The organism is Streptomyces phaeolivaceus (assembly GCF_009184865.1).
Lineage (GTDB): Bacteria > Actinomycetota > Actinomycetes > Streptomycetales > Streptomycetaceae > Streptomyces > Streptomyces phaeolivaceus.
This window is the reverse complement of record NZ_CP045096.1, coordinates 1,131,698-1,154,943: the sequence shown is the minus strand read 5'-3', so window position 1 is coordinate 1,154,943 and position 23,246 is coordinate 1,131,698. Positions and strand designations below refer to the sequence as shown.

The following is a 23,246-nucleotide window of genomic DNA, read 5'->3' as shown; positions in this document are numbered from 1 at the left end:
CGTACGGCGGCGGTCCGGCCAACTCCCCGCACGGGACTGCTCATCGGCCCCATCCGGCTCGCATACTCGCTGAGTCCGGCACCGGCCCCACCCGGGAGGCAGAGCATGGCCCGCACCACTCGACGCAGAGCCCTCACCACCCTCGGCGCCGCCCTCGCGGGCGCGGTCGCCCTGCCCGCCACGAGCGCGCTGGCCGGCGAACAGCGGCACCGCCCCCGCCCGTTGTGGCGCGCCCACGCGCACAACGACTACGCGCACCCGCGCCCCCTCCTCGACGCCCTCGACCACCGCTTCGGCAGCGTCGAGGCCGACATCTTCCTCGTCGGCGACCAACTCCTCGTCGCCCACGACGCCACCGACCTCGACCCCACCCGCACCCTGGAATCCCTCTACCTGGACCCGCTCGCCGCCCGCGTCCGCGCCAACCGCGGCTCGGTGTACCGGGGGCAGCGGGGGCCGCTGCGACTCCTCATCGACATCAAGACCGAGGGCGCGTCCACCTATCTCGAACTCGACCGTCATCTGCGGCGCCACCGGCAGCTGTTCACGACGTACGCGCACGGCCGGGTGCGCCCGGGTGCCGTCACGGCCGTGATCTCCGGGGACCGGGCCGCCCGGGTGCCGATGCAGGCGCAGACCGTGCGGCGCGCCTTCTACGACGGCCGGCTCGCCGACCTCGTCGGTGCGACACCCGCGCCCGCCTCCTTCATCCCGCTGATCTCCGACAACTGGTCGCTCAACTTCACCTGGCAGGGCGTCGGTCCGTTCCCCGACGCCGAGCGCGCCAAGCTGCGGCGGATCGTCTCGACGGCCCATGGGCGCGGGCAGACCGTGCGGTTCTGGGCGACGCCGGATCTGGCGGGCCCCGCCCGGGACGCGCTGTGGGGTGAACTGGTCGCGGCGGATGTGGACTTCCTCAACACGGACGATCTCGCGGGCCTCGAAGCGTTTCTGGACGGCCGGCGGGTGGGGCGGGCGGCGTAGGCGCGACACGTCGACACCACTCGTTCGGCGGACAGGTCCGCCGCACGGACGAACCCTCCGCTACGTCACACTTGCGGCCGAATGCCGCGAAGTGGGCGTGGCGGAGGAGGTTGACGATGGCCATTTCCATCTCTGTGGTGGTGCTGCTCGTGATCCTGACGGTGGTGTTCATGCGCAACGGCGCGCTGAAGTTCTCGCATGCGGCCGTGTGCGTGCTGTTGGGGTTCTACATGGCGAGCACGAGTCTGGCGCCGACGATCCACAACGGCCTGACGGCCACGGCGGACATTGTGAGCAGCCTGAAGCCGTGACTCAAGACCCCGGGCGAGCCCCTTGCTCCCAAGGGGCTCGCAGCCTCACGGCCTGGCGAAGACGCCGATGCCGTTCGGGACGGCTCGTTCCGTGCCGTCGGACGGATGGTTGCGGACGGTGACCGCGGTCGCGCCCGGCGCGCGGGCGACCAGCGTGGAGGAGCCGCCGCCGTCGAGGCTGAACGCGTCCACCGAACCCAAGTCGCGCATCTCGGCGGCGACTTCGGCGATGGTGAGGCCCGTGCGGTACGCCGCCGCGCCGTCCAGGGCGAGCAGCAGCAGGCGGTGGCCGCCGTCGGCGATGCCCGCGGCCGTGCGCACCGCCGAGGTCGTGTCGTTCAGGCCGGGCAGTGGCCGGCCACCGCGCAGGACCGGGTAGCCGCCGAGCGCGAAGGTGTACGGGGTGCCGGTCGAGGCGACGAGGAGGTGCCGTACCTCCACCGTGTCCCCGGGGGCGAGCTTGCGCAGCTGCTGGGCGCCCGCCTCACGGCCGACCAGGACGGTGGCGCCGGCCGCGATGGCGCCGCTGCCGGGCGTGCCGGCCGAACCGACCACCCGGCCGTCCTCCACCAGCACCTCGTGCGTGTCGGTGCTGCACGGCGCCGCCCGGTCGGTGTCCGTGCCGCAGACCGCGCGCATCCGGGAGACGGTGCCCCAGTCCGAGGTGAACGCCCCGACGGAGCCGACCGGCAGCGCGTACTGGTTGAGGCCGCGCAGCGGGAGATCGCCCTCGGCGGTGGTGACGGAACCGTCGAGGGCGATGCTGTCGAGACGGGCCGTGCCGTCGGTCGTCACCCCGAGCACGTCCTTGGTGGTGGTGCCGGGCGGCAGGGCGGGGCCGAAGCGCTGGCCCTTCGGCACGGCGGCCTTGAGCGCGTGCCCGGCCGCGATCGCCGGGCCGACCGGCGCCCCGGTCGCCGCCACACCGGGGTGCTGGGTCTCGGTGATGTTGAAGAAGTCGCCGTTGACCCCGGCCACCGCGCCCGCCGACGTGGCCAGCCGGGACACGGTCGCCCGCGCGGCCACCTTCCCCGGGTAGAGGAGGCCGACGCCCACCTTGGGGTTGCGGAGATCGACGGTCAGTACGTGGGCGTGTGTCAGGCCCTTGGCGGCCTGGATGTCGAAGTGGGTGTACTCGATGCCCGGCGCGACGACCACGGCCCTCGGCGCGCCCACGGCCGGTGCCGCCCCCACGAGGGCCGCACCGGTCAGCACGCTCCACGCCGAGAGAACCGTCAGTACCGTTCTGGACCGTCCAGCACGACGTGCCACGGTGCCCCCTGATGTCTCGTCAACTGTCCCAGGACTCAGGGGAAGTGCACCAGACGACTACCGGTCCGGCGGTTGCCCGGCCTCGACGACGCGGGAACGGATCAGAAAACGCACCCGTTCGGGTGACAGTTGGATTCCAGGCTTGGCATGCGTTGGGCCGACCGGCTTAACGTTGCCGTGCGAACTGGGACGCGGGTGCGGTGCCAGCGTGCGGGGCCCCTGCTCCACCGGAGTGATGGTTCAGGGCCTCCCCGTCGCCTCTGGCCGTGTCGATGCGGCCAGTTCGTGCAGGGAACTGGCCTCCCGGGCTCGGACCACGGACAGGATCCGTGTCGCCGCCCCGGGGTTGAGTACGCCGGGGACCAGTGCGCCCAAGACCGTTCGGGGCGTGCGGCTGGAAGGGGCTCTGCCTCGCTCAGTCCACAGGAACGGTCAGCTCTACGCGCGGGATCATGGCTGTGCCTACGCCAGGTTGACGAGAACGTCGCATGCCGATCAGTCGGCTGCGCCGCCGCCCGAGTGAAAGCGGCGGCGCAAGAGGAGGAGGCCGCCCGCGAGGGCCGCGACCCCGCCCGCGGCGGTCCAGGCCGGGAAGTCGGAGGTGCCGGTGGCTGCCAGATCCTCGCCCCGGCCGGCCCGGCCGCCCTGGGCGCTCGCGGAGGGGGAAGCCGTTTTCGAGCCCGGCGCGGTCGTGGTCCTGTCCCTGCTGAATGCCAGGGTGCCGAAGCCCAGCTGGTCGAAGCCGCCGCTGTTGGGGCCGTAGTCGCCGCCACCGCCCTCGGGGGACGACTTGGCCGCGATACGGGTGACGTAGGAGGCGTCGAGACCCCGGCGCCTGGTGTAGTGGTTGGCGATCATGGCCCAGATGGGGCGGGTCATGTTCGGGTCGACGCCGGCCGCCCGGGACGCCGTCTCCCGGCCGGACCAGCCGTTGATGGCGCCCTTCGCACGGGTGTTCTCCGTGTAGGCGACCTGGCCGCCCATGCACCACTTGGCCACGTACTGGGCGCCCTTGAGGAAGCGGTTGTCGTCGTAGCCGTACAGGTCGATGCCCTGGTTCCAGGCCATCTCGCAGAAGGTGCCCATCAGGCCGACGCCCAGCAGTGCGTGGCCCTGGTCGCGGCCGGCCTCCAGCCACTCGGCGAGGCCGTCGTCGTGGACGACCGGGACGGCCTTCTCGACCGCGCCGAGGCCCTCGCCGTTCTTGAAGTAGTCGACGGCACGGGCGACCTGCGCCTTGTCGTCGCAGAAGATGCCGGCGGCCAGGACGCAGGCCATGTTGGCGAGGTCCCAGTTGGGCCAGTAGTTGGTGATCACGGCGCCGTTGTGGCGGACCAGGAAGTCGTCGCTGATCGGGGCGAAGACCTCGCTCAGCATCTCCTGGAAGCGGTCGAGCGCGAAGTCCGGGTGGTCGCGGACGAGTTCGGCGGCGTTGGCGATCTGGTAGCCGTAGAGGCCGGCGGCGAGGAAGCGGTCGGCGTTGCCCGCCAGGGAAGTGAGCCTCGCCGACCAGTCGTTGAGGATCGCCACGGCGGTGTCGGCGTGGGCGGCCTCGCCGGTGATGTGATGGCGCAGACCGTTCTGGTAGGCGGCGTGGATGTCGTTGTAGAGGATCACGTAGTTCTGGCCGGTGCCGCCGCGGACCACGGTCTCCTGCGGGTTGGCCTTCCAGCCGCTCTGCGCGTGCCGGTTGGCGGTCAGCCGGGCGAAGCCCGCCGTGTAGGGCTGGGCGCCCGCCTTCACCTTGGCCGCCATCCGCCGGAGGTCCGCCCCGGTGTGGAGCAGACCGGGGTGCGCGAAGCCGCCCGCCGCGGCGGCCGGGGTCGCGGCCGGGACCGTACCGATGCCCAGTCCCGCCGCGCCCGCGGCGACACCGGCGAACTTCAGCGTGCTCCGGCGGCTGATCTCTGCTGTCACGTGGGGGTCCTCGGGTCTCGGGTACGGCTGCCTGACGCACAGGAGACGCACCGGCCCCGGGGCGATAACAGAAACCCGGGGCGGTGCGTCGTCGTGTGCGTGGCGCTGTCGCCCAGGGCCCCAGCCGTCAGGCGCCCGGCGTCCAGCCGCCCAGCCAGTCCGCGACCTCCTGGTCGGCGGCCTGGGCGTCGGTCAGCTGCGGCCGGTCGGCGTTCGCGCTTCCCGAGCCCGCGCCGGTGTTCCTGTACTCGGCGAAGCGGTCGTCCTTCCAGGAGAAGCCGCCCATGTCGGACCAGGGCGTGGACTTGACCGCGGCGCTGAGCGTGGAGTTGCGGACCGTGGTCTGCGGGTCCACGGTGGTGTCGCCGCCGGGGTGCCAGTTGCGGCCGAGGAAGAAGCTCCCGGCGGACACGTCACCGTTGACGGTGGAGCGGTTGATCAGGATGCCCTTGCGGTTGCCGGGTGTGCTGGGGGCGGTGACGTACCCGGCGGAGGTGCCGTTCCAGCGCTTCTTCAGGGTGATGACCGACTTGTCGACGACCACCGTGGCCCGGCCGAAGATGAAGTCGACATTGCCCGTGACGTACGAGTTGGCGATGTAGACCCGGCCCGGCTTGTCCTTGGCGGCGGTCTCCAGCTCCAGGGTGTCCTGGTCGCCGTTGACGATGACCCCGTCGAGGACGATCCGGTCGGCCTGGGTGAGCAGTGCGACGGCCTGGTGGCCGGAGAGGGACTGGTTCGCGGCCTCGTCGAAGTCGTTGGTGACGGTCAGATTGCGGACCTGGGAGTCGTCGGACTGGACGGACACCGTGGCGCTGCCGGGCGTGCCGTAGGTGCCGGAGCCGTCCGGCTTCTGCGTCCCGGCCGCGTTGCCGTAGACGATCGTGGTGTCCTTGCGGCTGCCACCCGAGCCCTGGACGGTGACGTGCGGCTTGTTGGAGGGGATCTTGACGACCTCGCGGTAGGTGCCGGGCGCGACCGAGATCACCACGCGTGCGGTGTTGCCGACGGGCACCGCGTCGACGGCCTTCTGCACGGTGGTGTACTGACCGCTGCCGTCCTTGGCGACGGTGAGCGTGGTGGCCGCGGCGGCCTTGGTCCCCGTATCCGTCGTCGCCGTCGTGCCGAGGGAACTCCGGGGTCCCGCACCGGACTTGAGGAGGGCCGGCACATCGGCCGCCTTGTCGAGGGTGTAGCTGTAGTACGTCTTCGGGTCGAAGGCCGTGCCGCCGCTCTCGTTGCGGCCGGAGGTGCCGGAGAAGACGTTGCCGCGCTGGACCAGGGCGGCCGTGGCGTCCTTGGTGACCGGGTTCTTCAGGCCCTGGAAGTAGCTGTTCTCCAGGACCATCTTCGTGTTGCCGCGCGCGTAGTTGCCGTACGACGAGGTGATGTCCGTGCCGGAGACGTCCTCCAGGAAGTTGTTGTAGAGGTGCGCGTGGGCCACGTTGTCGGTGGACGGGTTGCGCTGTTCGGTCTCGCGGAACCAGTTGTGGTGGATCGTCAGATCGGCGGTGGTGTTGGTGGTCCAGCCGATGCCGAAGGTCTTGTTGTTCTGGCTCAGCTTGTTCCAGGACACCGTGACGTAGGTGGTGTCCTTGCGGCTGTCGATGAGGCCGTCCGCCATGTGCCGCAGATCGTTGTGGTCGATCCAGACGTGGTGGGCGCCGTCCATCTGGATCGCGTCGAAGTCGTGGTCCTTGTCGTTCCAGGTGCCCTGGTAGGAGTCACGGATCGTCAGATTGCGGATGATGACGTTGTGGACGCCCGAGCCGAGGAAGAAGCCGCCGCCCACGATCTGGCCCGAGGTGCCGGAGCCGACGATCGTCTTGTCGGAGGCGACCTTGATCTCCTTGCCCACCGGGTTCATGTCGATCGTCGCGGCCACGACGATGACATACGGCTCGGCGGCGGTGGCGTACTTCTCCAGATCGGCCAGGGTCCTCACGGTGACCGTCTTTCCGTCCCGGCCACCGTAGGTCCCGTTCTGGCCCAGCGCGTTCACCGAGGCGAAGCCGTCGGCGGTCTCGGCGGCCCAGGCGGGAGCGGCAGCCGCGGCACGCGGCCGGGCGTCCTCACCGAACACACCGAACACCGTGCCGTAGGCCAGGGTCCCGGCGGCGACCAGGGTCAGGGGGACACCGGCCACGAGGGCGGTGCTCCTTCTGCGGTGGCGGGCCTTGCCGTGGTTCTCGCTCACGCGTCGCTTCCGTTCCGTACGGGGATGGTCGTCAGCCCAGCAGTCGCCGCCGAATGTGAAGAGGTTGCCGCGCCCAGGTGCTGATTTCGGCCAGTCCGCGGGGACTTCGGGTCGGGGCCGGGAGTGGCCGGGCATCGACCCCGAGGTGCCGGATGGAACGGTCCATCCGCCGATATCGGTGCTCGGGGCGGCCGTTGACACGTGTGTCCTGGTCAGGGCCGGTCGTCACAGCACTACATCGATTCCGTTGTTCACTTGACTACCGGGCGTCACACGCGATTGGCTCCGCCCAGCGAAAGTCAGCCAGTCGCCGCACGTCATCGCGGTGATGACGACACCTTCGCCCTCCTCAGACCTCCCACCCCGGTAGCACAGCGAGGTGCCGCACCCCCATGAACCCACCCCCCGCACCCCATGGGATCTTCCGCGCCGTCCGCGCCGTCCGTGCCGTGGCACTCGCCGCCGCCGTCTGCCTGACCGTCACCGGCTGCTCGGTGTTCGGCGGTTCGGAGAGCGATTCGGACACGGACACCTCGGGGGCCCCGGGCGGCGGGATGAAGGTCGCGCTGATCGCGCACGGCGCCGAGGGGGACGCGTTCTGGGACCTCGTCCGCAGGGGCGCGGAGGCCGCGGCCGCGAAGGACGGCATCGAACTGACCTTCGTGAGCGACCCCGACGCCGAGGGGCAGGCCGCGCTGGTGCGGGAGGCGACAGCCGACAAGGTCGACGGCATCGCGGTGACTCTGGCCAAGCCGCAGGCGATGCGCGGCGCGGTCGCCGCGGCCCGCGCCGCCGGCATACCCGTGGTGGGCCTCAACTCCGGCATCGACGCCTGGAAGGCACAGGGCCTGCTGGGCTTCTTCGGCCAGGACGAGAGCGTCGCGGGCCGGGCGCTCGGCGACGAACTCGACGCCCGCTCCGCCGAGCACGCCATGTGCGTCATCCACGAGCGCGGCAATGTCGCCATGGAGGCCCGCTGCGCCGGCGTACGGAAGACCTTCGGCGGGCGCACCGAGAACCTCTACGTCGACGGCACCGACATGGACGCGGTGACCGACGCGATCGCCGCGAAGCTCCGGCAGGACCCGACCATCGACGAGGTCGTCACCCTCGGGGCGCAGTTCGCGCTCGCCGCCGTGGACTCGGTGGACGATTCGGGCAGCAAGGCCCAGGTCGCCACCTTCGACCTCAACAAGGACCTGGTCAAGGCCGTGAAGAACGGCGACATCCAGTTCGCCGTGGACCAGCAGCCCTACCTCCAGGGCTATCTCGCGGTCGACGGGCTCTGGCTCTACCGGAGCAACGGCAACATCAGCGGGGGCGGTGTCGCGCCCGTGCTCACCGGCCCCGCGTTCGTCACCAGGAAGAACATCGCCGGAATCGCCGAGTTCGCGGCCGACGGGACCCGTTGACGTGTACCGCGCAGACAAACGGAACCTTCCGTTCGGGCATGACCGCGCCACGGAACCCAAACATCCGGAACGGTCGTGTAACGGCGACGCCAAACTTCCGACCACCCCTGCGACGTGCGTTCACTTGTGCGGATAACATCCTGCGCATCCCCTGTGCGCCGTACTGACAGGTGTCCACCCGCCGTCCCCGGACCCCTGTCGCCCCGCCCCTGATCCCTTCCGCTCCCCGCCAACCGCCCAAGGACGACGATGCCCCCACGGACCGGCGCCCGGCGCCGTCTCGGCTCCATACGTCTCTCGCTGATCCTCCTGGCTCTGATCCCCAGCGTCACGCTGGCCGTGAGTTGGGGTGTGACGACGACCCAGATGTTCTCGGAGGGACTGCGGCTGCGGACACAGACCGGACTCAGCAAGTCCACCGGCGCGATGGGAACCGAAGCCACGCTCGCCCTGCAGCGCGAGCGGGCGCTGTCCGCCGCCTACATGGCGGCCCCCGGCAGCTCCATGGACGCTCTGGAGCAGCAGCGCAGGGAGACCGACAAGGCGGTCGCCAAACTGGACCGCCGCGCGAGCGAGATCGAGGACGCCCCCGCCCGCATCGGCGACCAGCTGTACGCGGTCATGGGCGCGTCGAACAGCCTGGAGTACTACCGCGACCAGGTGGACACCCCCACCGACATCACGCCCGAGCAGATCCTGGACCACTACAGCGAGATCATCGACGGCCAGATCCACGCCTTCCAGGCGCTCTCCCAGGTCGACGACGGCGACCTCACCTCGCAGGCCGGCCCGCTCGTCACCCTCGCGCAGGCCGCCGAACTGGTCTCCAAGGAGGACGCGCTCCTCACCCTCAACTGGCCCTCGGGCCGCCTCGACGAGCCGACCAGCGAGCGCTTCGCCCAGATCGTCAGCGCCCGCCGCTGGCTCGTCGACAACCAGCTCGTCCCCTCGCTCGACGGCGAGGTGAAGATCCAGGTCGAGCGGATCATCCAGGGCGCGGACTGGCAGGGGCTCCAGGCTGTCGAGGACGAGGTCCTCGCGGCCCGCGCCACGGGCTCCGGGGCCGCGCGGAAGACCGAACTGCCCGACGCCCAGGCCCGCTGGGACGCCTCGATGACGAAACTGTCCGCCCAGTACGAGCAGTTGATCCGCACACAGACCAAGGCCCTGCTGGACCGCAGCGGCGAGGAGGCCCGTGAACTACTGATCACGGCCGGCTCGCTGAGCACCGGCGGTCTCGCCGCGCTGCTGCTCTGCGTCGTGATGTCCTGGCGCATCACCCGCTCCCTGTCCCGTCGGCTCACCGGCCTGCGCACGGCCACCCTCAGCCTCGCCGAACACAGGCTGCCCGACATCGTCGCCCGTCTCGACCGGGGCGAGAAGATCGACGTGGACGAGGCCGCCGCCCCGCTGGACTACGGCACCGACGAACTCGGCCAGGTCGCCAAGGCGTTCAACGCCGCCCAGCGCACCGCCGTGCACACCGCCGTCGAACTCGCCGACACCCGGCGCGGCTTCCAGCGCGTCATCCTCGGCATCGCCCGGCAGAGCCAGAACCTCGTCAACCTCCAGCTCACCAAGCTCGACAAGCTGGAACGCCAGCACCAGGACCCGGAGATCCTCAAGGGCCTGTACGAACTGGACTCCACCGCGAGCCAGCTGCGCCGCTACGAGGAGAACCTGGTCATCATCAGCGGCGAGCGCCCCGGCCGCAGCTGGACCGAACCGGTCGCCCTGATCGACATCCTGCGCAGCGCCGTCGGCGAGGTCGCCGAGTACCAGCGGGTCGAGGTGCACGCCGACGACGACGTGTGGATCGCCCCGCCCGCCGTGGCCGACGTCATCCACCTCCTCGCCGAGCTGATCGACAACGCCACCTCGTACTCGCCCGCGCCCAGCCCGGTCAGCGTCCGCGCCGCGACCGTCGCCAAGGGACTCGCCCTGGAGGTGGAGGACCGGGGGCTCGGCATGTCCGAGGAGGACTACGCCGCGTTCAACAGCCAGCTGGCGGTGCCCCCGCAGTTCGACGTGGTCGCCCTCGCCGACGACCTCCGGCTCGGCATGTTCGTCATCGCCCGCCTCGCCAACCGGCACGGCATCACCGTCACCCTGCGGGCCTCGCCGTACGGCGGCACCACCGCGATCGTGCTGATCCCGGACGAGATCGTGGTCCGCGACGCCCCCGACCCCGACGAGGACGTCACCGACACCGCCGAACCGCCGTCGCGCACCTCGCTGGTGGCCGCCCGGGTCGCCGCCGCGGCGGAGCCCGAGCCCGAACCCGTACGACCGGAACCCGGCCGTGTGCCGGAGGAGCGGCCCGTCGCGCACGCGCGGACCGCCGACGCCGTCAAGGACGCGAACGGGTCCCGGCCGACCGCCGACCGGAAGCCCAGGCCCGGGAAGAAGGGGGGCCTGGTGCCGCTGCCCCGCCGGATCCCGCAGACCAGCCTCTCCGCCGAGCTGAAGGAGGAGTCGGAACCCTGCCTGGACGGCGACGCCGACGACTTCACGGCCGAACGCGCCGCCTCCTCACTCGCCGGATTCCAGCGCGGAACCCTCCAGGCACGTGACGACGACGCGGAACCCGAGTACGCATCAGGGGAGGAATCCGCATCCGAAGACCCAGGAGACCGGATCCCCGCCTCCGGCACCTGACGTCCCACCGACTCCCCACGCAGACCGCTCATTGAAGGACACAGAGATGACACGCCCCATCCCCGCCACGCACAGTCAGCTCGACCAGCTGCTCACCGGACTGGTGGACCGGGTCGCCGAGGTCGACCACGCCGTCGTGCTCTCCGAGGACGGACTGGTCGTCAGCAAATCCACCGCGTTCCTGCGCGACGACGCCGAGCGGCTCGCGGCGACCGCGTCCGGGCTGATGAGCCTCAGCAAGGGCGTCAGCATGGACTTCCGCGGTGGCCCCGTCCGCCAGCTGCTCATCGAGATGGGCAACGCCTTCCTGATCCTCACCAACGCCGGACCCGGCGCCAACCTCGCCGTGCTGACCCGGCAGGGCGCGGACGTCGGCGTGGTCGCCTACCAGATGAACATGCTGGTGAAGAAGATCGGCGAGCACCTCAGCGCGGCCCCACGCGCCGGTGTCGTCGCGGCCGACAGCGGCGAGTGAGGTGAACGGAGGCGACGCGGCGGGCCGCCTGGTTCGCCCGTTCACCCTGACGGGCGGCCGGACCCGGCCCGCCCGTGGCGACTTCACCCTCATCACCATGGTGACCGCCGTGGACCCGCAGCCGGCCGGGGGCACCCGGCCGCAGCCGGAGCACGCGCGGATCCTCAAGCTGTGCGCCGAGCCGATCGTGGTGGCGGAACTGTCCACCGGTCTCGACCTGCCGGTCAGCGTGGTCGCCATCATGCTCTGCGACCTGCTGGAAGCGGGCCGGATCAGCGTGCGCCAGCCACGTCTGATCTCCCGCACCCCCGACCTGGACCTGCTGAAGAAAGTGAGGGACGGCCTTGGCCGGCTCTGACCCCACCCCCCAGGGGATTTCGGCTCCCGACACGGTGAAGATCCTCATCGCCGGTGGATTCGGCGTGGGAAAGACGACCATGGTCGGGTCGGTCAGCGAGATCGTCCCGCTGCGTACCGAGGAACCCCTCACCACCGCCGGTCTGGACGTCGACGACCTCGACGGCATTCCGGAGAAGAAGTCCACCACGGTGGCCCTGGACTTCGGCCGGATCAGCATCGGCCAGGACCTCGTGCTCTATCTGTTCGGCACGCCCGGACAGCAGCGGTTCTGGTTCATGTGGAACGACCTCGCGATCGGCGCCCTCGGCGCCGTCGTCCTCGTCGACGTCCGCCGCCCCGAGTCCAGCTTCGCCGCGATCGACTTCTTCGAACGCCGCAAGATCCCGTTCGTCATCGGCGTCAACGGCTTCCACGGCGAACACCCCTACGAGCCCGACGACATCCGCGACTCCCTGGCCCTCCCCGAGAACACCCCCGTGATCCTCTTCGACGCCCGCGAACGCACCTCGTCCCGCGACGTCCTGATCGCCCTCCTGGACCAGTTGATCGCGGCGTCGGCCCGCTGAGGCCGGCGCCGGGACCCTACGGACGGACCTCCTCGCGCACCAGCCCGGCCACGTGGTCGGTGATCGTGTCGAGGATGTCCGTCCAGGTCGTGTCGGAGCCGAGGACCAGGTAGTTGAGGGTGAGGCCGTCGGTCATGGCGGCGAGGTAGCGGGCCAGGACCGGGACGGGGACGGTCAGTTCGAAGCCCATCGAGTGCCGTAGCCGCTCGATGAGGTCGGCGTAGGTGACGCAGTACATCTCGTACTGGCGCCGCGCCAGATGCTCGAAGCCGGGCTCGCGCAGGGCGTACTGGGTCAGTTCGTAGGTGAGCATGTGTTCGCCCGGGTGGGCGGAGACATGGTCCCAGTACGCCTGGAAACCGGCCCGGACGGTCTCCCTGAGCGTCTCCCGGGGCCGGATCGCCTCCCGTACCAGCGTCACATAGTGACCGGTGATGGTGGTGATGACGGATTCCAGCAGTTCCTGCTTCGACTCGAAGCAGTAGTGGAAGACGCTCAGTGACACGCCCGCCTCGGCCGCGATGGACCGGGTCGTCGTCCTGGGGACGCCGTCCCGGGTCATCGCGCGGATCGCGGCCTCGGTGAGCTGTCTGCGTCGTTCGGCCGACGGCAGGCGTGCCATATGGATCCCTCTTCCCCCGTGGTGGTGCGGTCAGCCGCTGTGGACGCCGACCTCGTAGAGGGAGTAACCCCAGTCAGTGCCGCGGTCGGTCCCCAGCATCCGAACATATCTCGCCGTCACGGCCGAGAACTTGGCCGTGTCCAGACCGCCGTCGCCCGCGGTGGTGGACCACACGGTCTTCCAGGTCGTGCCGTCGGTGGAGACGTCGATCTGGTACGCCTTGCCGTAGGCCCGCTCCCAGTCGAGGGTGACCTTCTTGACGGTGCGCGAGGAGCCGAGGTCCACCCTCCACCACTGGGAGTCGCTCCAGTCGCTCGCCCAGCGGGTGCCGCCGTCACCGTCCACGGCCCGGCCGGGCTGATAGCTGGTGACGGGGTTCGACTCGGACGAACTGGCCGTCGCCGTCCTGCCCTTGGCGAGGTTCACGCCGGCCTGGTGGGCCTCGGAGGAGCCCCAGGTGTCGAGGTAGGACTCGGCGCCCTTGAAGAGGTCGTCCACGACGCCCTGGCCGCCGACCAGCCGGATGTCCTCGATCCAGTCCGGGATCATGCCGACATGGGCGGCGCCGTCGGTGTTGTAGTTCCAGGTGCGGGTGCCGGTGGTCTGCTTGTCGACGGTGGAGCCGCCGTCGGCGGTCTTGAAGGGGTACGTCACCGGGTTCGCGGTGTCGGCGCCGCGCGGGGCGGGGTGGTCGCCGATGCCGTTGAAGTCGGTGCCGTAGCCGTAGCCCACGTTGTACTTGGTCCGCAGGGCGTCGGTGCGCTCGGCCTCCTCGCTGAACTCCTCGGAGCCGTGCATGTACTGGGCGACGAAACCGCCGAGGGAGTAGACCCGCTCGGTCCAGTTCAGGTCCATCCAGCTGTGCGAGGACAGCACGCCCGGGTAGGACGCGGCCTCGAAGATGTCGAGGACCTGACCGGTGGCCTTGACGCTCATGTGGTCGATCTCCAGCATCATCTTGCGCTGCATCATGCCCTGCACGGCGTACTCACCCAGCTCGGTCAGTCCGCGCACATTGCACTGGGCGTCCGCGTCGTACTCCGGCACCTCGGTGCCCGCCGGCAGATCCTCCTCGGCCTCCGTCGAGGCGTCACCGATCGGGTTGTCCTTCTGCGGGCCCTTGCACGTCTCGGTCTGCCAGAACGTGCCGGTCGACAGGAACTGGCCGACGTTGATCGCCGTACCGAGACCGTGCTCGTCGAAGCGGACGCCGCACAGCGCGTTGTCGAACTTGTGGCACAGGAACATGCTGCGCACACCCAGGTCGTACAGCTCGTCGAGGCCCTCGTCGATGTCCTCCTTGCTGCACTGCGGGATGTCGAGGATCTGCTTGCAGCCGAACGGCTCGGAGGTCTCCACACCCAGGACGACGGCGAGCTTGCCCGCCGCGATCACCTCACGGGCCTGCGCGCTGTCGGTGACGATCCGGAACCAGCCCTTGCCGGTGCCGCCGTACTGCGCGTCGATGTAGTCCTGGAGGTCGTAACTCAGCTTCGCCTGAAGCCGGATCGAGGTCATCTCGTCACAACTGCGGTCCTTGAACGGGTAGATCGAGCAGATCATCCCGTTGGTGACCAGGTCGTTGACCAGCACCCGCTGACCGCCGCGCCAGGCGCGCTCGATCCAGGCGTAGTAGTTGGCCTGGTGCGTCATCGAGTCGTACGCCGGCCAGTCCTTGAACGTCGGGTAGCCGACCGGGTCGTGCTTGCCGTCGCCGCCGTGGGTGATGTAGTCGAAGAGCGCCAGGGAGCCGTCCGGGTAGTGCTCCGGACAGTCCTTCAGCGCGTCCGCGATGCCGGACGTCGAGAACACCTTGCCGCAGATCAGCCGGCCGCCGAACGCCTCGTTGGAGAACAGGTGGTTGTGCGCGTCGACGAAGCCGCGCACATCACCGGTCGCGGTGGTCCCCTTGAACGGCTCGCCCGTGACGTTGATCTGCGAGTCGGGCGACGGCCGGTTGGTGGGCAGCCACCAGTCGCCGGTCGCGGCCGAACTGGACGACGGGCTGAGCAGCATGCCCATCGCGGTGAGGAACAGCGCCAGCACCATGAGGGGTCTGCGTCTGCGGTGGGCGCGGGGAGGCCTGGTCATCACTCACGTCCTCGGTCTGGGGGAAGCACGGTCGATCGGCCAGACCGTTCCGGGACGCGTTGAACACCCACGACGCCATAGCCCGATTGTCATGGCTGGCACAAGCGATGTGACGAGAATCGCTACTGCGGTGATCCGAGTCAATAGTCCGGGACGGTTGACCTGATGGAGTCCGAGGGTCTACGGCTCCCCGTACGCCGGGTTGACGCTTCGTCAAGATCCCGTGAAGGAGCGGCGGTTGTTCCGCCGCCCCCTCTGCCGAGTGGTGCGTACGCTCACGAAAGCGTGCGTACCGACTGGCGGATCACCAACTGGGTGCTCAGCACCACATGGTCGTCGCCCCCGAGGCGCTCCTCGCGCTCCAGCGCCAACCGGACCGCCGTACGCCCCAGATCCTCGTACGGCACCCGGACCGTGGTGAGCGCGGGGGAGAGGTCGGCGGCGAAGGGGACGTCGTCGAAGCCGACGAGGGAGACGTCACCGGGGACGTCGAGACCGGCCTCGCGCAGCGCGGCGAGCGCCCCCGTGGCGACCATGTCGGTGCCCGCGAAGACCGCCGTGAAGTCCAGGCCGGCGGCCAGCGCCTCCCGCGTGCGCTGGTACCCCGAGACGCGGGTGTACGGACCCGGCAGCTCCAACTCCTCGGCGGGCGTGACCCCGTGGGCGCGCAGGGCGTGCAGGAAGCCGTCCCGGCGCTGGTCGGAGGTGCTGAGACCGGGGACCCCGCCCAGGAAGAGGACGCGCCGGTGCCCGGCGGTCAGCAGATGGTCGGTGGCCTGGAAGGCGCCGCCCCGGTTGTCGTACTGCACCACCGTCACCGGCAGATCACCGGGCAGCGGCGGGCGGCCCACCAGCACCAGCCGGGAGCCCGCCGCGTCCAGCGCCGTGGCGTACTCGGCCATCCGCCGCCGGTACGCCTCGTCCTGCGGGGCCCCGCCCACGAGGAGGACCGCCGCCGCGTGCTGCTCGCGCATCAGCTGGACCAGATCGTCCTCGCGGGTCGAGTCGTCGTGCGTGGCGCACACCAGGCTCAGCCGGCCCCGGTCGGCGGCCTCCTGCTCCACCCCCGCCGCGACATGGGCGAGGGAGGGGCCCGTGATGTCCTTGATGACCAGGGCGACGGGGCCGGCGACCCGGCCGGAGAGCGCCTTGGCGTGCACGTTCACCACATAGTGCAGGGACTCGACCGCCGCCATGACCCGGGCCCTGGTCTCCGTGGACACCGGGTAGTTGCCGGCCAGTGTGCGGGAAACGGTTGCTACGGACACGCCGGCCCGTGCGGCGACATCCCGAATCGTGCTGGGCCGCTCGCCGCCCGTGGCGCTGCTCCGCCGACGCCTGACCCCGCCGGAATCGGCGCTGTTCCGGCGACCGTTTTCATTGACCGTCACGGTTCGACGTTACTGCATGGGAGGCTGGTCGCGGGGCTCGGCCCGGGAACTGGGGCCCGTAATACAGTAAGCGTTTACTGTCGTCGGGGTGGGATGACGCTGCCGCTCGGGGGCCTGGTCGCCCGCCGGGGCGTGGTGACGATGCCGCTCAGGGCGCCTGGTCGCCCGCCGGGACCGCGGCGGGCGCGGCGCCGGCGCCTTCGACGGGGGCGGCCGGGCCGGGGACGGTCGCCGGCAGCGGGGCCGGGGTGCGGCTGCGGCCGGCCAGACGGCAGCCGAGGCAGTCGACGTGGCCGCCGGGGGCGGAGCGGTCACGGGCCCTGAGGCGCCACTGCTCCCGGGGGCGGGGGCCCGGCGCCTTGCCCCAGCCGCTGAGGTGCAGACCCCAGGTGGCCAGGAGCGCCAGCACGCAGAGGGCGGTGCCCAGGACGAACCCCGGGGTCCAGCCGCAGATGCCCAGTCCCAGCGCCGTGGACCCGACGGTGCCGATGGCGGTGCCGGTCCAGCCGGCGACGGTGTGGCCCTCGTCGTAGAGACTCATGTGTCTGCTCCCCTCGCGCGCCGTAGTCGCACCGCGTCATGCCGCGGTGCGACTACGGCGTCGGACTATGATGTCTTAGCGAGTAAGGAACCTACGCTTGTCTTTGCCCCGGAGGCAATATCAGTGACTCCACCCACGCGTGAACGCGCGGGCTTCCTGCGTCGGTGGCCAGGCCGCCGCGCAGAGGACCAGCCCGGCCCTGCTGAGGACGTTCGTCGCGCCGACGTGGTCCGCGTTCGCCGTGAACCCGCACGCCGTGCATGCGGACTTCGCTTGGGTGGCACGGTTCCCCTTCGCGACATGCCCGCATTCGGGGCACGTGCGGGAGGTGTTGCGCGCGTCCACCGAGACCACGGGGCGACCTGCACTCTCAGCCTTGTTCGCCAGGATTCTGAGGAACTGCGTCCAACCCGCGTCGAGGATGCTGCGGTTGAGTCCCGACTTCGCGGCAGCGCCGTTCGGCAGGAAGCCGCCGGGCCGGTCGGGGTCGGGCTTGGCGACAGGGCTCTTGGCCATGCTCGCCGTGTTCAGCCGTTCACGCGCGATCACGTCGTGGCCACGGACCAGCGTGCGGGCGGTCTTGTGGTGGAAGTCGGCGCGCTGCCGCCGGATCTTGCCGTGCAGCTTGGCGACCTTCCGGGCGGCGGCCCGATGTGCCTTGGTGCGCTGCAGGGTCCGCTTGGGGAACGTCGCGAGGTGCCGCTGCGCTCCGGCCAGTTCGTCGGCCATCGCTTGAAGGAAGCGCGGGTTGGCGACGTGTTCGCCGTCCGAGGTGGTCAGGAAGTGGGCGACGCCCAAGTCGATACCGACGATCGCCCCGGTGGGCGGCAGCTCCTCGGCGCGTACCTCGTCGCAGGCGAGGACGACGTACCAGCGGTTTCCCTCGCGCTTCACGCTGATCGTCTTGACCTGGCCCAGTACGGGCCTGTGCTGGTGCACGCGGACGTGCCCCACGCCTTGGAGGCGGACACGGGTCCGCGTGTCGTGGGGCGTCGAGTCCCAGCGGCAGCCGTCGCCGTCCTTCGGGAACGCCACGGTGTCGAAGTGGCCGACGCCTTTGAAGCGTGGGTAGCCCGGTGTTCGCCCAGCCTTGAGGCGGCGGAAGAACGCCCGGAACGCCTTGTCGAGGCGGCGCAGGGTGGCCTGCTGTGAGGAGAATGACCAGCGTCCTTGACGCTCTGGGTCGAACGCGCGGACCTCCTTGAGCTGCGCGGACTGGTCCCCGTACGTGACGCTCGTCTTTGAGGTGTGCCGGTAGGCGTCGCGCCGCTCTCGCAGGGCGCCGTTGTACAGCGAGCAGTGGTCCCTCAGTATCTCGCCCAGTGCGGCCGTCTGACGGGCCGTGGGGCGCAGGAGGAACTTGTACGCGCGGATCACGAGCCGTCCCCCTTCTTCCGCGGGCGTTCCCACTGGGTGTCGATGTACCTCTCGACCGTGGCTGCCGACACGGCGCCGACCGATGCCGCGAAGTACGACGACGACCACAGCGCGGGCATCCGTGACTTCAGGTGCGGGAACTCCTCGCGCGGCACGCGGGAGGTGAAGCCCTTGAACTGGTTGGCCACGTACGAGGCCGACGACTTCGGGTCGTGCTGCACGAAGGGGTGGACGTGGTCGGGCATCACCTCAAGGGCGATGATCTCCCAGCCGCGTTCCTGCGCCTTCTGCCGGATCAGTTCGTCCAGGCGTTCCGCGACCTGGCCGCCGAGGACCGGACGGCGGTACTTCGGGCACCACGCCACCTGGAGCCCGAGGTCGTATACGCCGCCGGAGAATCGGCGAGCCTTCCTGGTCACAGTCACGCGATCGCTATACACGCGCCGCAGGTCTAGTGCGGCAGAAAGGTCGACTCAGGTGAACAGAGCGGATCCATGCGCACAGCCGAGGTCAGAACAGGGCTCAGAAGCCATTCCCCACCCCGCTGAAGCGGGGCCTCCCCTGGCTAGGTTCTGATGGAGGCCGAGCGCCTCCCCACCGTTCCCGACGCGATCAGTGCGATGGACGGCCTGATCGCGACGATGATCGTCGGACAGCAGGAGTTCGCCCGGAAGCTCGGGCTGAGCGTCACGGACCTCGTCTGTTTCGCGTACGTCCTCGGTGCCGTGGACGAACCGGTTGGCGCCGGTGATCTGGCCGAACGCGCGCATGTCACCACGGGCGCGGTGACGGGCGTCCTCAACCGTCTGGAACGCGGGGGGTTCGTGACCCGGCAGCCGGACCCGGCCGACGGGCGCCGGGTCCGGGTGGTGCCGGTCCCGGACGCCGCCGAGCGGGTGGTGGCGGTCTACGGGCCCTTCTATTCCCGGCTCGCCGAGCTGTTCGGCCGGTATTCGGCGGACGAACTGGCCCTGCTGGTCGACGGGTTCGCGCGGGCGGAGGAGCTGGCGCGGGGATATCTGGACGAGAGCCGTTAGGGAGGGTTCGGCTGCCTGGCGGGGAGGTTCACGGGAGAGTGGGCAGGCGCGACACCGGTCGTGCGCGCCTGCCGCATTACGGCCCCTCAGCCCCGCGGTGCGACGCGGACACGGTTGCCGTCGGGATCGGCGGCGAGGAAGGTCGGCCCGAACCCCGCGTCATGGGGCTCGCTCACCCGGCGCTGCCGCCCGCGGCCCAGGAGTGGTGGGCGGCGCGGGCCGCCCACCGGGTGCGGTTCCCCTCCGGGCATTCTCCGCACCTCTCGCACCCCGACCGGGTGGCGGCCGCCCTCGCCGAAGCGGTGGTCCAGGGCGCCGTGGACGGCTGACCAGCCCGGCCGTGGTGCCCGCGTCGACGGCCGACGTCACGACAGCGGTGCCGTGGAGCCCCGGATCACCACCTTGCAGGGGAGGGTCTGCACGCCGGTGTGGGCCGTGCCGGCGATGGCGGTGAAGAGGGCGTGGGCGGCGACGCGGCCGACCTGTTCGAGGTTCATGTCGACGCTGGTCAGGGGTGGGCGGGAACCCGTGGTCATGATCTGCCAGTTGTCGAAGCCCATCACGGCGATGTCCTCGGGGACACGGTGGCCGCGTTCGCGCAGGACGTCCATGACGCCTCGGGCGATCTGGTCGCTGCCGCACAGGACGGCGTCGATGTCGGGATGGCGGTCGAGGAGCATCGCGGTGGCGGCCCGCCCCCACCCCTCCGACCAGGCCCCGAACCGGGGTTCGCCGATCAGGGAGAAGCCGGCGTCGCCGAGCGCGGCCCGCGCCCCCTCCGCCCGGTCCCGCGCGGCGAGATAGCCGGGGTCGCCGGTGATGTGGGCGATCCGGGTGCGGCCACAGGCGAGGAGATGGTCCACGGCGATACGGCCCGCGCCCACGTTGTCCGGGACGACGGAGAAGTCCTCCGGGTCCTCGGAGGGGGCGTAGGCGTAGACGACCGGGACCGGCAGCTCGCGGCCCAGCGAGGGGCGGGGGTCGGTGCGGCTGCCCACCACGATGAGGCCGTCGACCCGGCGGCCCAACAGGGCCCGCAGATGGTGCTGTTCACGGATCGCGTCGCCGCGCGCGTCGCACAGGAACACCGCGACCTCGCCCGCGCCGAAGGCGTCCTCGGCACCCATCAGGATCGGTATGCCGAATCTGCCCTCCAGATCGCTGGTGAGCAGGCCGACCGTGCCGGTACGCCCGGCGAGCAGCCCGCGCGCCACCTGGTTGGGGCGGAACGACAGCCGCTCGGCGGCCTCGACGACCCGCTGCCTGGTCTCCGCGCGGACCTGACTGCGGCCGTTGAGCGCCTTGGACGCCGTGGCGATCGAGACTCCCGCCAGCCGGGCGACGTCGCCGAGCGTGGCGGGCTGCGAACGAGAGGGGCCGGCGGCCTGTGCCATGGGTGATCTCCTGTCTCGCCACGCGTGCCGACCTCGCCGAGGATGACACGCCCCACCCCGAACCGTACGGGAAACGTTTCGGTCAAGATGGTGGCACGTGTTTCTGTGAGCCGCCGACAACCGCTCTCTGCAAGGGGATTGACGGGTGTTCGCGTGCGTCCTAGCGTCTCAGAAAGCCTTTTCGGTTTCTTTTCGTTCCCATCACTCGGTTCAGTGCCACCACATCACCGGCCGACCGGCTGGCCCCGCACGGCCTGCCGCGAATCAAGGGGGATCGAACATGGGGAGCACGGTCGGACCACGTGGCCGCGCGGGCCGCCTCGCCATCGGGGCCGTCGCACTGCTCGCCGCGGCGAGCCTGGTCACCGCCTGCGGGTCGGGGGACGGCGGTTCGGACGACGGCGCAGGCGGCGGTGCGGCGAACGCCACCGGCGCCGACGACGGCGCCACGCTGACGATGTGGACCCGCGCCGCGACCAAGCCGCAGAGCGAGGCCCTGGTCAAGGCGTACAACGCGAGCCACAAGAACAAGGTCGAGCTGACCGTCGTGCCGACCGACGACTACCAGGCCAAGGTCGGCGCCGCCGCCGGCTCGCGCGACCTGCCGGACCTGTTCGCCTCCGACGTGGTCTTCGTCCCCAACTACACCTCCAGCGGCCTCTTCGCCGACCTCACCGAACGCGTCGACGCCCTGCCCTTCGCCGACGACCTTGCCCAGTCGCACATCAAGGCGGGTACGTACGAGGGCAAGAAGTACGTGGTGCCGCACACCCTCGACCTGTCGGTGCTCTTCTACAACAAGGACCTCTACCGGAAGGCGAAGCTCGACCCCGAGAAGCCGCCCACGACCCTGGCCGAGTGGGACGAGCAGGCGCGCGCCGTGGACGCGCTCGGCGGGGACGTCAACGGCACCTTCTTCGGTGGCAATTGCGGCGGCTGCGGGGTCTTCACCTGGTGGCCGTCCATCTGGGCCGGGGGCGAGGAGGTGCTGAACGAGGACGGCACCGAGGCGCTGCTCGCCTCCCCCACCGCCAAGAAGGTCTACGACACCTACCGGGGCTGGGTCGACGACGACATCGTGGCACCCGGCGCCAAGGACGAGACGGGCACCACCTGGACCGGGATCTTCCCGAAGGGCGAGGTCGGCGTCATGCCCATGCCGTCGACCACGCTGGGGCTGATGCCGAAGGACCTGGACCTCGGGGTCGCCCCCATCCCCGGGCCCGACGGCGGCAGGTCCACCTTCGTCGGCGGTGACGCCATCGGAATCTCCGCGACCAGTGAGAAGGCCGACCAGGCCTGGAACTTCCTCGCCTGGACCCTCGGCGACAAGGCACAGGTCGACGTCGTCGCCGCGCACAAGGACGTCGTGGCCCGCACCGACCTGGCGTCCAACAAGCACTCCGACGCCGACCCCCGGCTCGTCGCCGTCAACGAACTCGTCGCCGACGGACGGACCCCGTACGCCCTGAAGTTCGGCCAGACCTTCAACGACCCCAACGGGCCCTGGCTGACGCTGATGCGCGACGCCGTCTTCGGCGACGGGACGTCCGTGGACAAGGACAACGAGGCGGTCAGCGAGTCCCTCGCCGACTGAGTGGGTCACATCGGAGACGAGGGCACCGACGAGGGCACTGACGAGGGCACTTCGGAGGAGAGGCATGCGGGTGAAGGTGGCCGAGTCCGCGCCGACCGCGCACCGGGCCCGGCCCGAACACCGGGGCCGCCCGCCCCGCGCTTCGGCGCCCCGGTGGCGGTCCCGCAAGGTCCGGGGCCTCGCCTACGCGGCCCCCACCGCCGTGTTCGTCACGGTCTTCTTCCTGCTGCCCCTCCTGCTCGTCGGGCAGATGTCGCTGAGCGACTGGCCGCTGCTCGCCGGCGACCGGGGCGTCAACGCCCCCGAGAACTACACCGACATCACCGACGCCCCGCTGTTCTGGCCCGCCGTCCGCTTCACCCTCCTCTACACCGGCGTCGTCACCGTCGTCCTGCTCGGCCTGGCGCTGCTGCTCGCCCTGCTCGTCCAGGAGTCCCGGCCGGGCGCCGGCTTCTTCCGTACGGTCTACTTCCTGCCCAGCGCCCTGGGACTGGCCTCCGCGTCCCTGCTCTTCTGGGGGCTGTACAGCCCGACCACCGGCCCGCTGAGCGACCTCCTGGAGGGACTCGGTCTCGCCGACGACGAGGTGTCCTTCCTCGGCACCCCGACCGCCGCCCTGATGTCGACGGTGTTCCTCATCGTCTGGAAGTTCGCCGGGTTCTACATGCTGATCCTGCTCGTGGGCCTGCAACGCATCCCGCACGAGGTGTACGAGGCGGCGCGGATGGACGGCGCGAGCCGCGCCCAGATCTTCCGCTCCATCACCCTGCCCCTGCTGCGCCCGTCCCTCGCGCTCACCCTGCTCCTGTGCGTCACCGGATCACTGCTCGCCTTCGACCAGTTCTTCATCCTCACCAAGGGCGGCCCCGACAACAGCACCGTCACCGTCGTGCAGTTGATCTACCGCGAGGCCTTCCAGCGGCTGGACCTCGGCACCGCCGCCGCCCTGTCGATCCTCGTGCTCGCCGTGCTGCTCCTGCTCAACGCCCTCCAGTTCCGCGGCCTGCGCCGCGCCGACGAGTCATGAGACCTCAGGAGAGCCGA

General features: G+C 70.5%; 21 protein-coding genes and 1 pseudogene. 11 read left to right on the top strand and 11 right to left on the bottom strand.

What is annotated here, in order from left to right; translation table 11 throughout:
* Positions 1–105 precede the first annotated feature (105 nt).
* Positions 106–984, top strand: a complete 879-nt coding sequence (locus F9278_RS05505; RefSeq protein WP_152167250.1) for a phosphatidylinositol-specific phospholipase C/glycerophosphodiester phosphodiesterase family protein — start codon at positions 106–108, stop codon at positions 982–984.
* A gap of 116 nt (positions 985–1,100) precedes the next feature.
* Positions 1,101–1,295, top strand: coding sequence for a hypothetical protein (locus tag F9278_RS05500; protein WP_152167249.1), 195 nt, complete (start codon positions 1,101–1,103; stop codon positions 1,293–1,295).
* Between the two features lie 45 nt (positions 1,296–1,340).
* Here the strand turns inward: F9278_RS05500 and F9278_RS05495 are convergent, their stop codons facing one another.
* From F9278_RS05495 to F9278_RS05485, 3 genes are all read right to left on the bottom strand, one after another.
* A complete protein-coding gene (locus tag F9278_RS05495) occupies positions 1,341–2,510 on the bottom strand; it encodes a phosphodiester glycosidase family protein (protein WP_152167248.1) in 1,170 nt (389 codons plus the stop codon).
* A 552-nt stretch (positions 2,511–3,062) separates the two neighbouring features.
* Positions 3,063–4,484 (bottom strand): alginate lyase family protein, encoded by a 1,422-nt coding sequence (locus F9278_RS05490; RefSeq protein ID WP_152167247.1) that lies wholly within the window; start codon positions 4,482–4,484, stop codon positions 3,063–3,065.
* Positions 4,485–4,611: 127 nt separating this feature from the next.
* Complete coding sequence (locus F9278_RS05485; protein WP_152167246.1) at positions 4,612–6,681, bottom strand: pectinesterase family protein; 2,070 nt, start codon at positions 6,679–6,681, stop codon at positions 4,612–4,614.
* A gap of 392 nt (positions 6,682–7,073) precedes the next feature.
* Between F9278_RS05485 and F9278_RS05480 the strand changes: the two genes are divergently transcribed.
* From F9278_RS05480 to F9278_RS05460, 5 genes are all read left to right on the top strand, one after another.
* A complete protein-coding gene (locus tag F9278_RS05480; RefSeq protein WP_152167245.1) occupies positions 7,074–8,093 on the top strand; it encodes a substrate-binding domain-containing protein in 1,020 nt (339 codons plus the stop codon).
* 249 nt (positions 8,094–8,342) lie between these two features.
* Positions 8,343–10,751: a nitrate- and nitrite sensing domain-containing protein gene (locus F9278_RS05475; protein WP_152167244.1), complete on the top strand. Its 2,409-nt coding sequence runs from the start codon at positions 8,343–8,345 to the stop codon at positions 10,749–10,751.
* 46 nt (positions 10,752–10,797) lie between these two features.
* A complete protein-coding gene (locus F9278_RS05470) occupies positions 10,798–11,226 on the top strand; it encodes a roadblock/LC7 domain-containing protein (RefSeq protein WP_020114533.1) in 429 nt (142 codons plus the stop codon).
* Between the two features lies 1 nt (position 11,227).
* Positions 11,228–11,584: a DUF742 domain-containing protein gene (locus F9278_RS05465; protein WP_152167243.1), complete on the top strand. Its 357-nt coding sequence runs from the start codon at positions 11,228–11,230 to the stop codon at positions 11,582–11,584.
* Entirely contained in the window at positions 11,571–12,152 is a 582-nt protein-coding gene (locus F9278_RS05460) for a GTP-binding protein (RefSeq protein ID WP_152167242.1), read from the top strand. The genes F9278_RS05465 and F9278_RS05460 overlap by 14 nt, the downstream gene beginning before the upstream one ends.
* A gap of 16 nt (positions 12,153–12,168) precedes the next feature.
* Here F9278_RS05460 and F9278_RS05455 read toward each other — a convergent pair whose 3' ends face one another.
* The 6 genes from F9278_RS05455 to tnpA all read right to left on the bottom strand — a co-directional run bounded on the left by F9278_RS05455 (position 12,169) and on the right by tnpA (position 18,599).
* Positions 12,169–12,774, bottom strand: a complete 606-nt coding sequence (locus F9278_RS05455; protein WP_152167241.1) for a TetR/AcrR family transcriptional regulator — start codon at positions 12,772–12,774, stop codon at positions 12,169–12,171.
* A 30-nt stretch (positions 12,775–12,804) separates the two neighbouring features.
* Positions 12,805–14,823 carry a galactose-binding domain-containing protein gene (locus F9278_RS05450; RefSeq protein ID WP_152173714.1) on the bottom strand — a complete coding sequence of 673 codons (2,019 nt, stop codon included), beginning with the start codon at positions 14,821–14,823 and terminating at the stop codon, positions 12,805–12,807.
* 317 nt (positions 14,824–15,140) lie between these two features.
* On the bottom strand, positions 15,141–16,256 hold the full coding sequence (locus F9278_RS05445; protein ID WP_152167240.1) for a LacI family DNA-binding transcriptional regulator: 1,116 nt from the start codon (positions 16,254–16,256) through the stop codon (positions 15,141–15,143).
* A gap of 148 nt (positions 16,257–16,404) precedes the next feature.
* Positions 16,405–16,797, bottom strand: a complete 393-nt coding sequence (locus tag F9278_RS05440; protein WP_152167239.1) for an HGxxPAAW family protein — start codon at positions 16,795–16,797, stop codon at positions 16,405–16,407.
* A 120-nt stretch (positions 16,798–16,917) separates the two neighbouring features.
* Positions 16,918–18,174, bottom strand: a complete 1,257-nt coding sequence (locus F9278_RS05435; protein ID WP_152167238.1) for an RNA-guided endonuclease InsQ/TnpB family protein — start codon at positions 18,172–18,174, stop codon at positions 16,918–16,920.
* Complete coding sequence (gene tnpA, locus F9278_RS05430; protein ID WP_450371700.1) at positions 18,171–18,599, bottom strand: IS200/IS605 family transposase; 429 nt, start codon at positions 18,597–18,599, stop codon at positions 18,171–18,173. The genes F9278_RS05435 and tnpA overlap by 4 nt, the downstream gene beginning before the upstream one ends.
* A gap of 150 nt (positions 18,600–18,749) precedes the next feature.
* Here tnpA and F9278_RS05425 point away from each other — a divergent pair, with 150 nt between their 5' ends.
* Positions 18,750–19,211: a MarR family winged helix-turn-helix transcriptional regulator gene (locus tag F9278_RS05425; protein ID WP_152167237.1), complete on the top strand. Its 462-nt coding sequence runs from the start codon at positions 18,750–18,752 to the stop codon at positions 19,209–19,211.
* An 86-nt stretch (positions 19,212–19,297) separates the two neighbouring features.
* Here F9278_RS05425 and F9278_RS46900 read toward each other — a convergent pair.
* Positions 19,298–19,381: pseudogene (locus F9278_RS46900) on the bottom strand (VOC family protein); the annotation flags it as partial.
* On the opposite strand from F9278_RS46900, the gene F9278_RS05415 reads away from it, so the two are divergent.
* A complete protein-coding gene (locus F9278_RS05415; protein ID WP_193241378.1) occupies positions 19,373–19,540 on the top strand; it encodes a hypothetical protein in 168 nt (55 codons plus the stop codon). The pseudogene F9278_RS46900 and the gene F9278_RS05415 sit on opposite strands and share 9 nt — an antisense overlap.
* A 36-nt stretch (positions 19,541–19,576) precedes the next feature.
* On the opposite strand, the gene F9278_RS05410 is transcribed toward F9278_RS05415, so the two are convergent.
* Positions 19,577–20,605: a LacI family DNA-binding transcriptional regulator gene (locus F9278_RS05410; RefSeq protein ID WP_152167236.1), complete on the bottom strand. Its 1,029-nt coding sequence runs from the start codon at positions 20,603–20,605 to the stop codon at positions 19,577–19,579.
* Between the two features lie 280 nt (positions 20,606–20,885).
* Here F9278_RS05410 and F9278_RS05405 point away from each other — a divergent pair, with 280 nt between their 5' ends.
* Positions 20,886–22,202 (top strand): ABC transporter substrate-binding protein, encoded by a 1,317-nt coding sequence (locus tag F9278_RS05405; RefSeq protein ID WP_152167235.1) that lies wholly within the window; start codon positions 20,886–20,888, stop codon positions 22,200–22,202.
* A 64-nt stretch (positions 22,203–22,266) separates the two neighbouring features.
* Entirely contained in the window at positions 22,267–23,229 is a 963-nt protein-coding gene (locus F9278_RS05400) for a carbohydrate ABC transporter permease (protein ID WP_152167234.1), read from the top strand.
* The last annotated feature ends 17 nt before the right edge of the window (positions 23,230–23,246 follow it).

What these genes read in the sequence shown, in the direction of transcription:
- F9278_RS05410 (WP_152167236.1), bottom strand. Translation starts at nt 20,605, where the DNA reads ATGGCACAGGCCGCCGGCCCCTCTCGTTCGCAGCCCGCCACGCTCGGC.
- F9278_RS05450 (WP_152173714.1), bottom strand. Translation starts at nt 14,823, where the DNA reads ATGGTGCTGGCGCTGTTCCTCACCGCGATGGGCATGCTGCTCAGCCCG.
- F9278_RS05455 (WP_152167241.1), bottom strand. Translation starts at nt 12,774, where the DNA reads ATGGCACGCCTGCCGTCGGCCGAACGACGCAGACAGCTCACCGAGGCC.
- F9278_RS05470 (WP_020114533.1), top strand. Translation starts at nt 10,798, where the DNA reads ATGACACGCCCCATCCCCGCCACGCACAGTCAGCTCGACCAGCTGCTC.
- F9278_RS05500 (WP_152167249.1), top strand. Translation starts at nt 1,101, where the DNA reads ATGGCCATTTCCATCTCTGTGGTGGTGCTGCTCGTGATCCTGACGGTG.
- F9278_RS05475 (WP_152167244.1), top strand. Translation starts at nt 8,343, where the DNA reads ATGCCCCCACGGACCGGCGCCCGGCGCCGTCTCGGCTCCATACGTCTC.
- F9278_RS05480 (WP_152167245.1), top strand. Translation starts at nt 7,074, where the DNA reads ATGAACCCACCCCCCGCACCCCATGGGATCTTCCGCGCCGTCCGCGCC.
- F9278_RS05440 (WP_152167239.1), bottom strand. Translation starts at nt 16,797, where the DNA reads ATGAGTCTCTACGACGAGGGCCACACCGTCGCCGGCTGGACCGGCACC.
- F9278_RS05400 (WP_152167234.1), top strand. Translation starts at nt 22,267, where the DNA reads ATGCGGGTGAAGGTGGCCGAGTCCGCGCCGACCGCGCACCGGGCCCGG.
- F9278_RS05405 (WP_152167235.1), top strand. Translation starts at nt 20,886, where the DNA reads ATGGGGAGCACGGTCGGACCACGTGGCCGCGCGGGCCGCCTCGCCATC.
- F9278_RS05425 (WP_152167237.1), top strand. Translation starts at nt 18,750, where the DNA reads ATGGAGGCCGAGCGCCTCCCCACCGTTCCCGACGCGATCAGTGCGATG.
- F9278_RS05415 (WP_193241378.1), top strand. Translation starts at nt 19,373, where the DNA reads ATGGGGCTCGCTCACCCGGCGCTGCCGCCCGCGGCCCAGGAGTGGTGG.
- F9278_RS05505 (WP_152167250.1), top strand. Translation starts at nt 106, where the DNA reads ATGGCCCGCACCACTCGACGCAGAGCCCTCACCACCCTCGGCGCCGCC.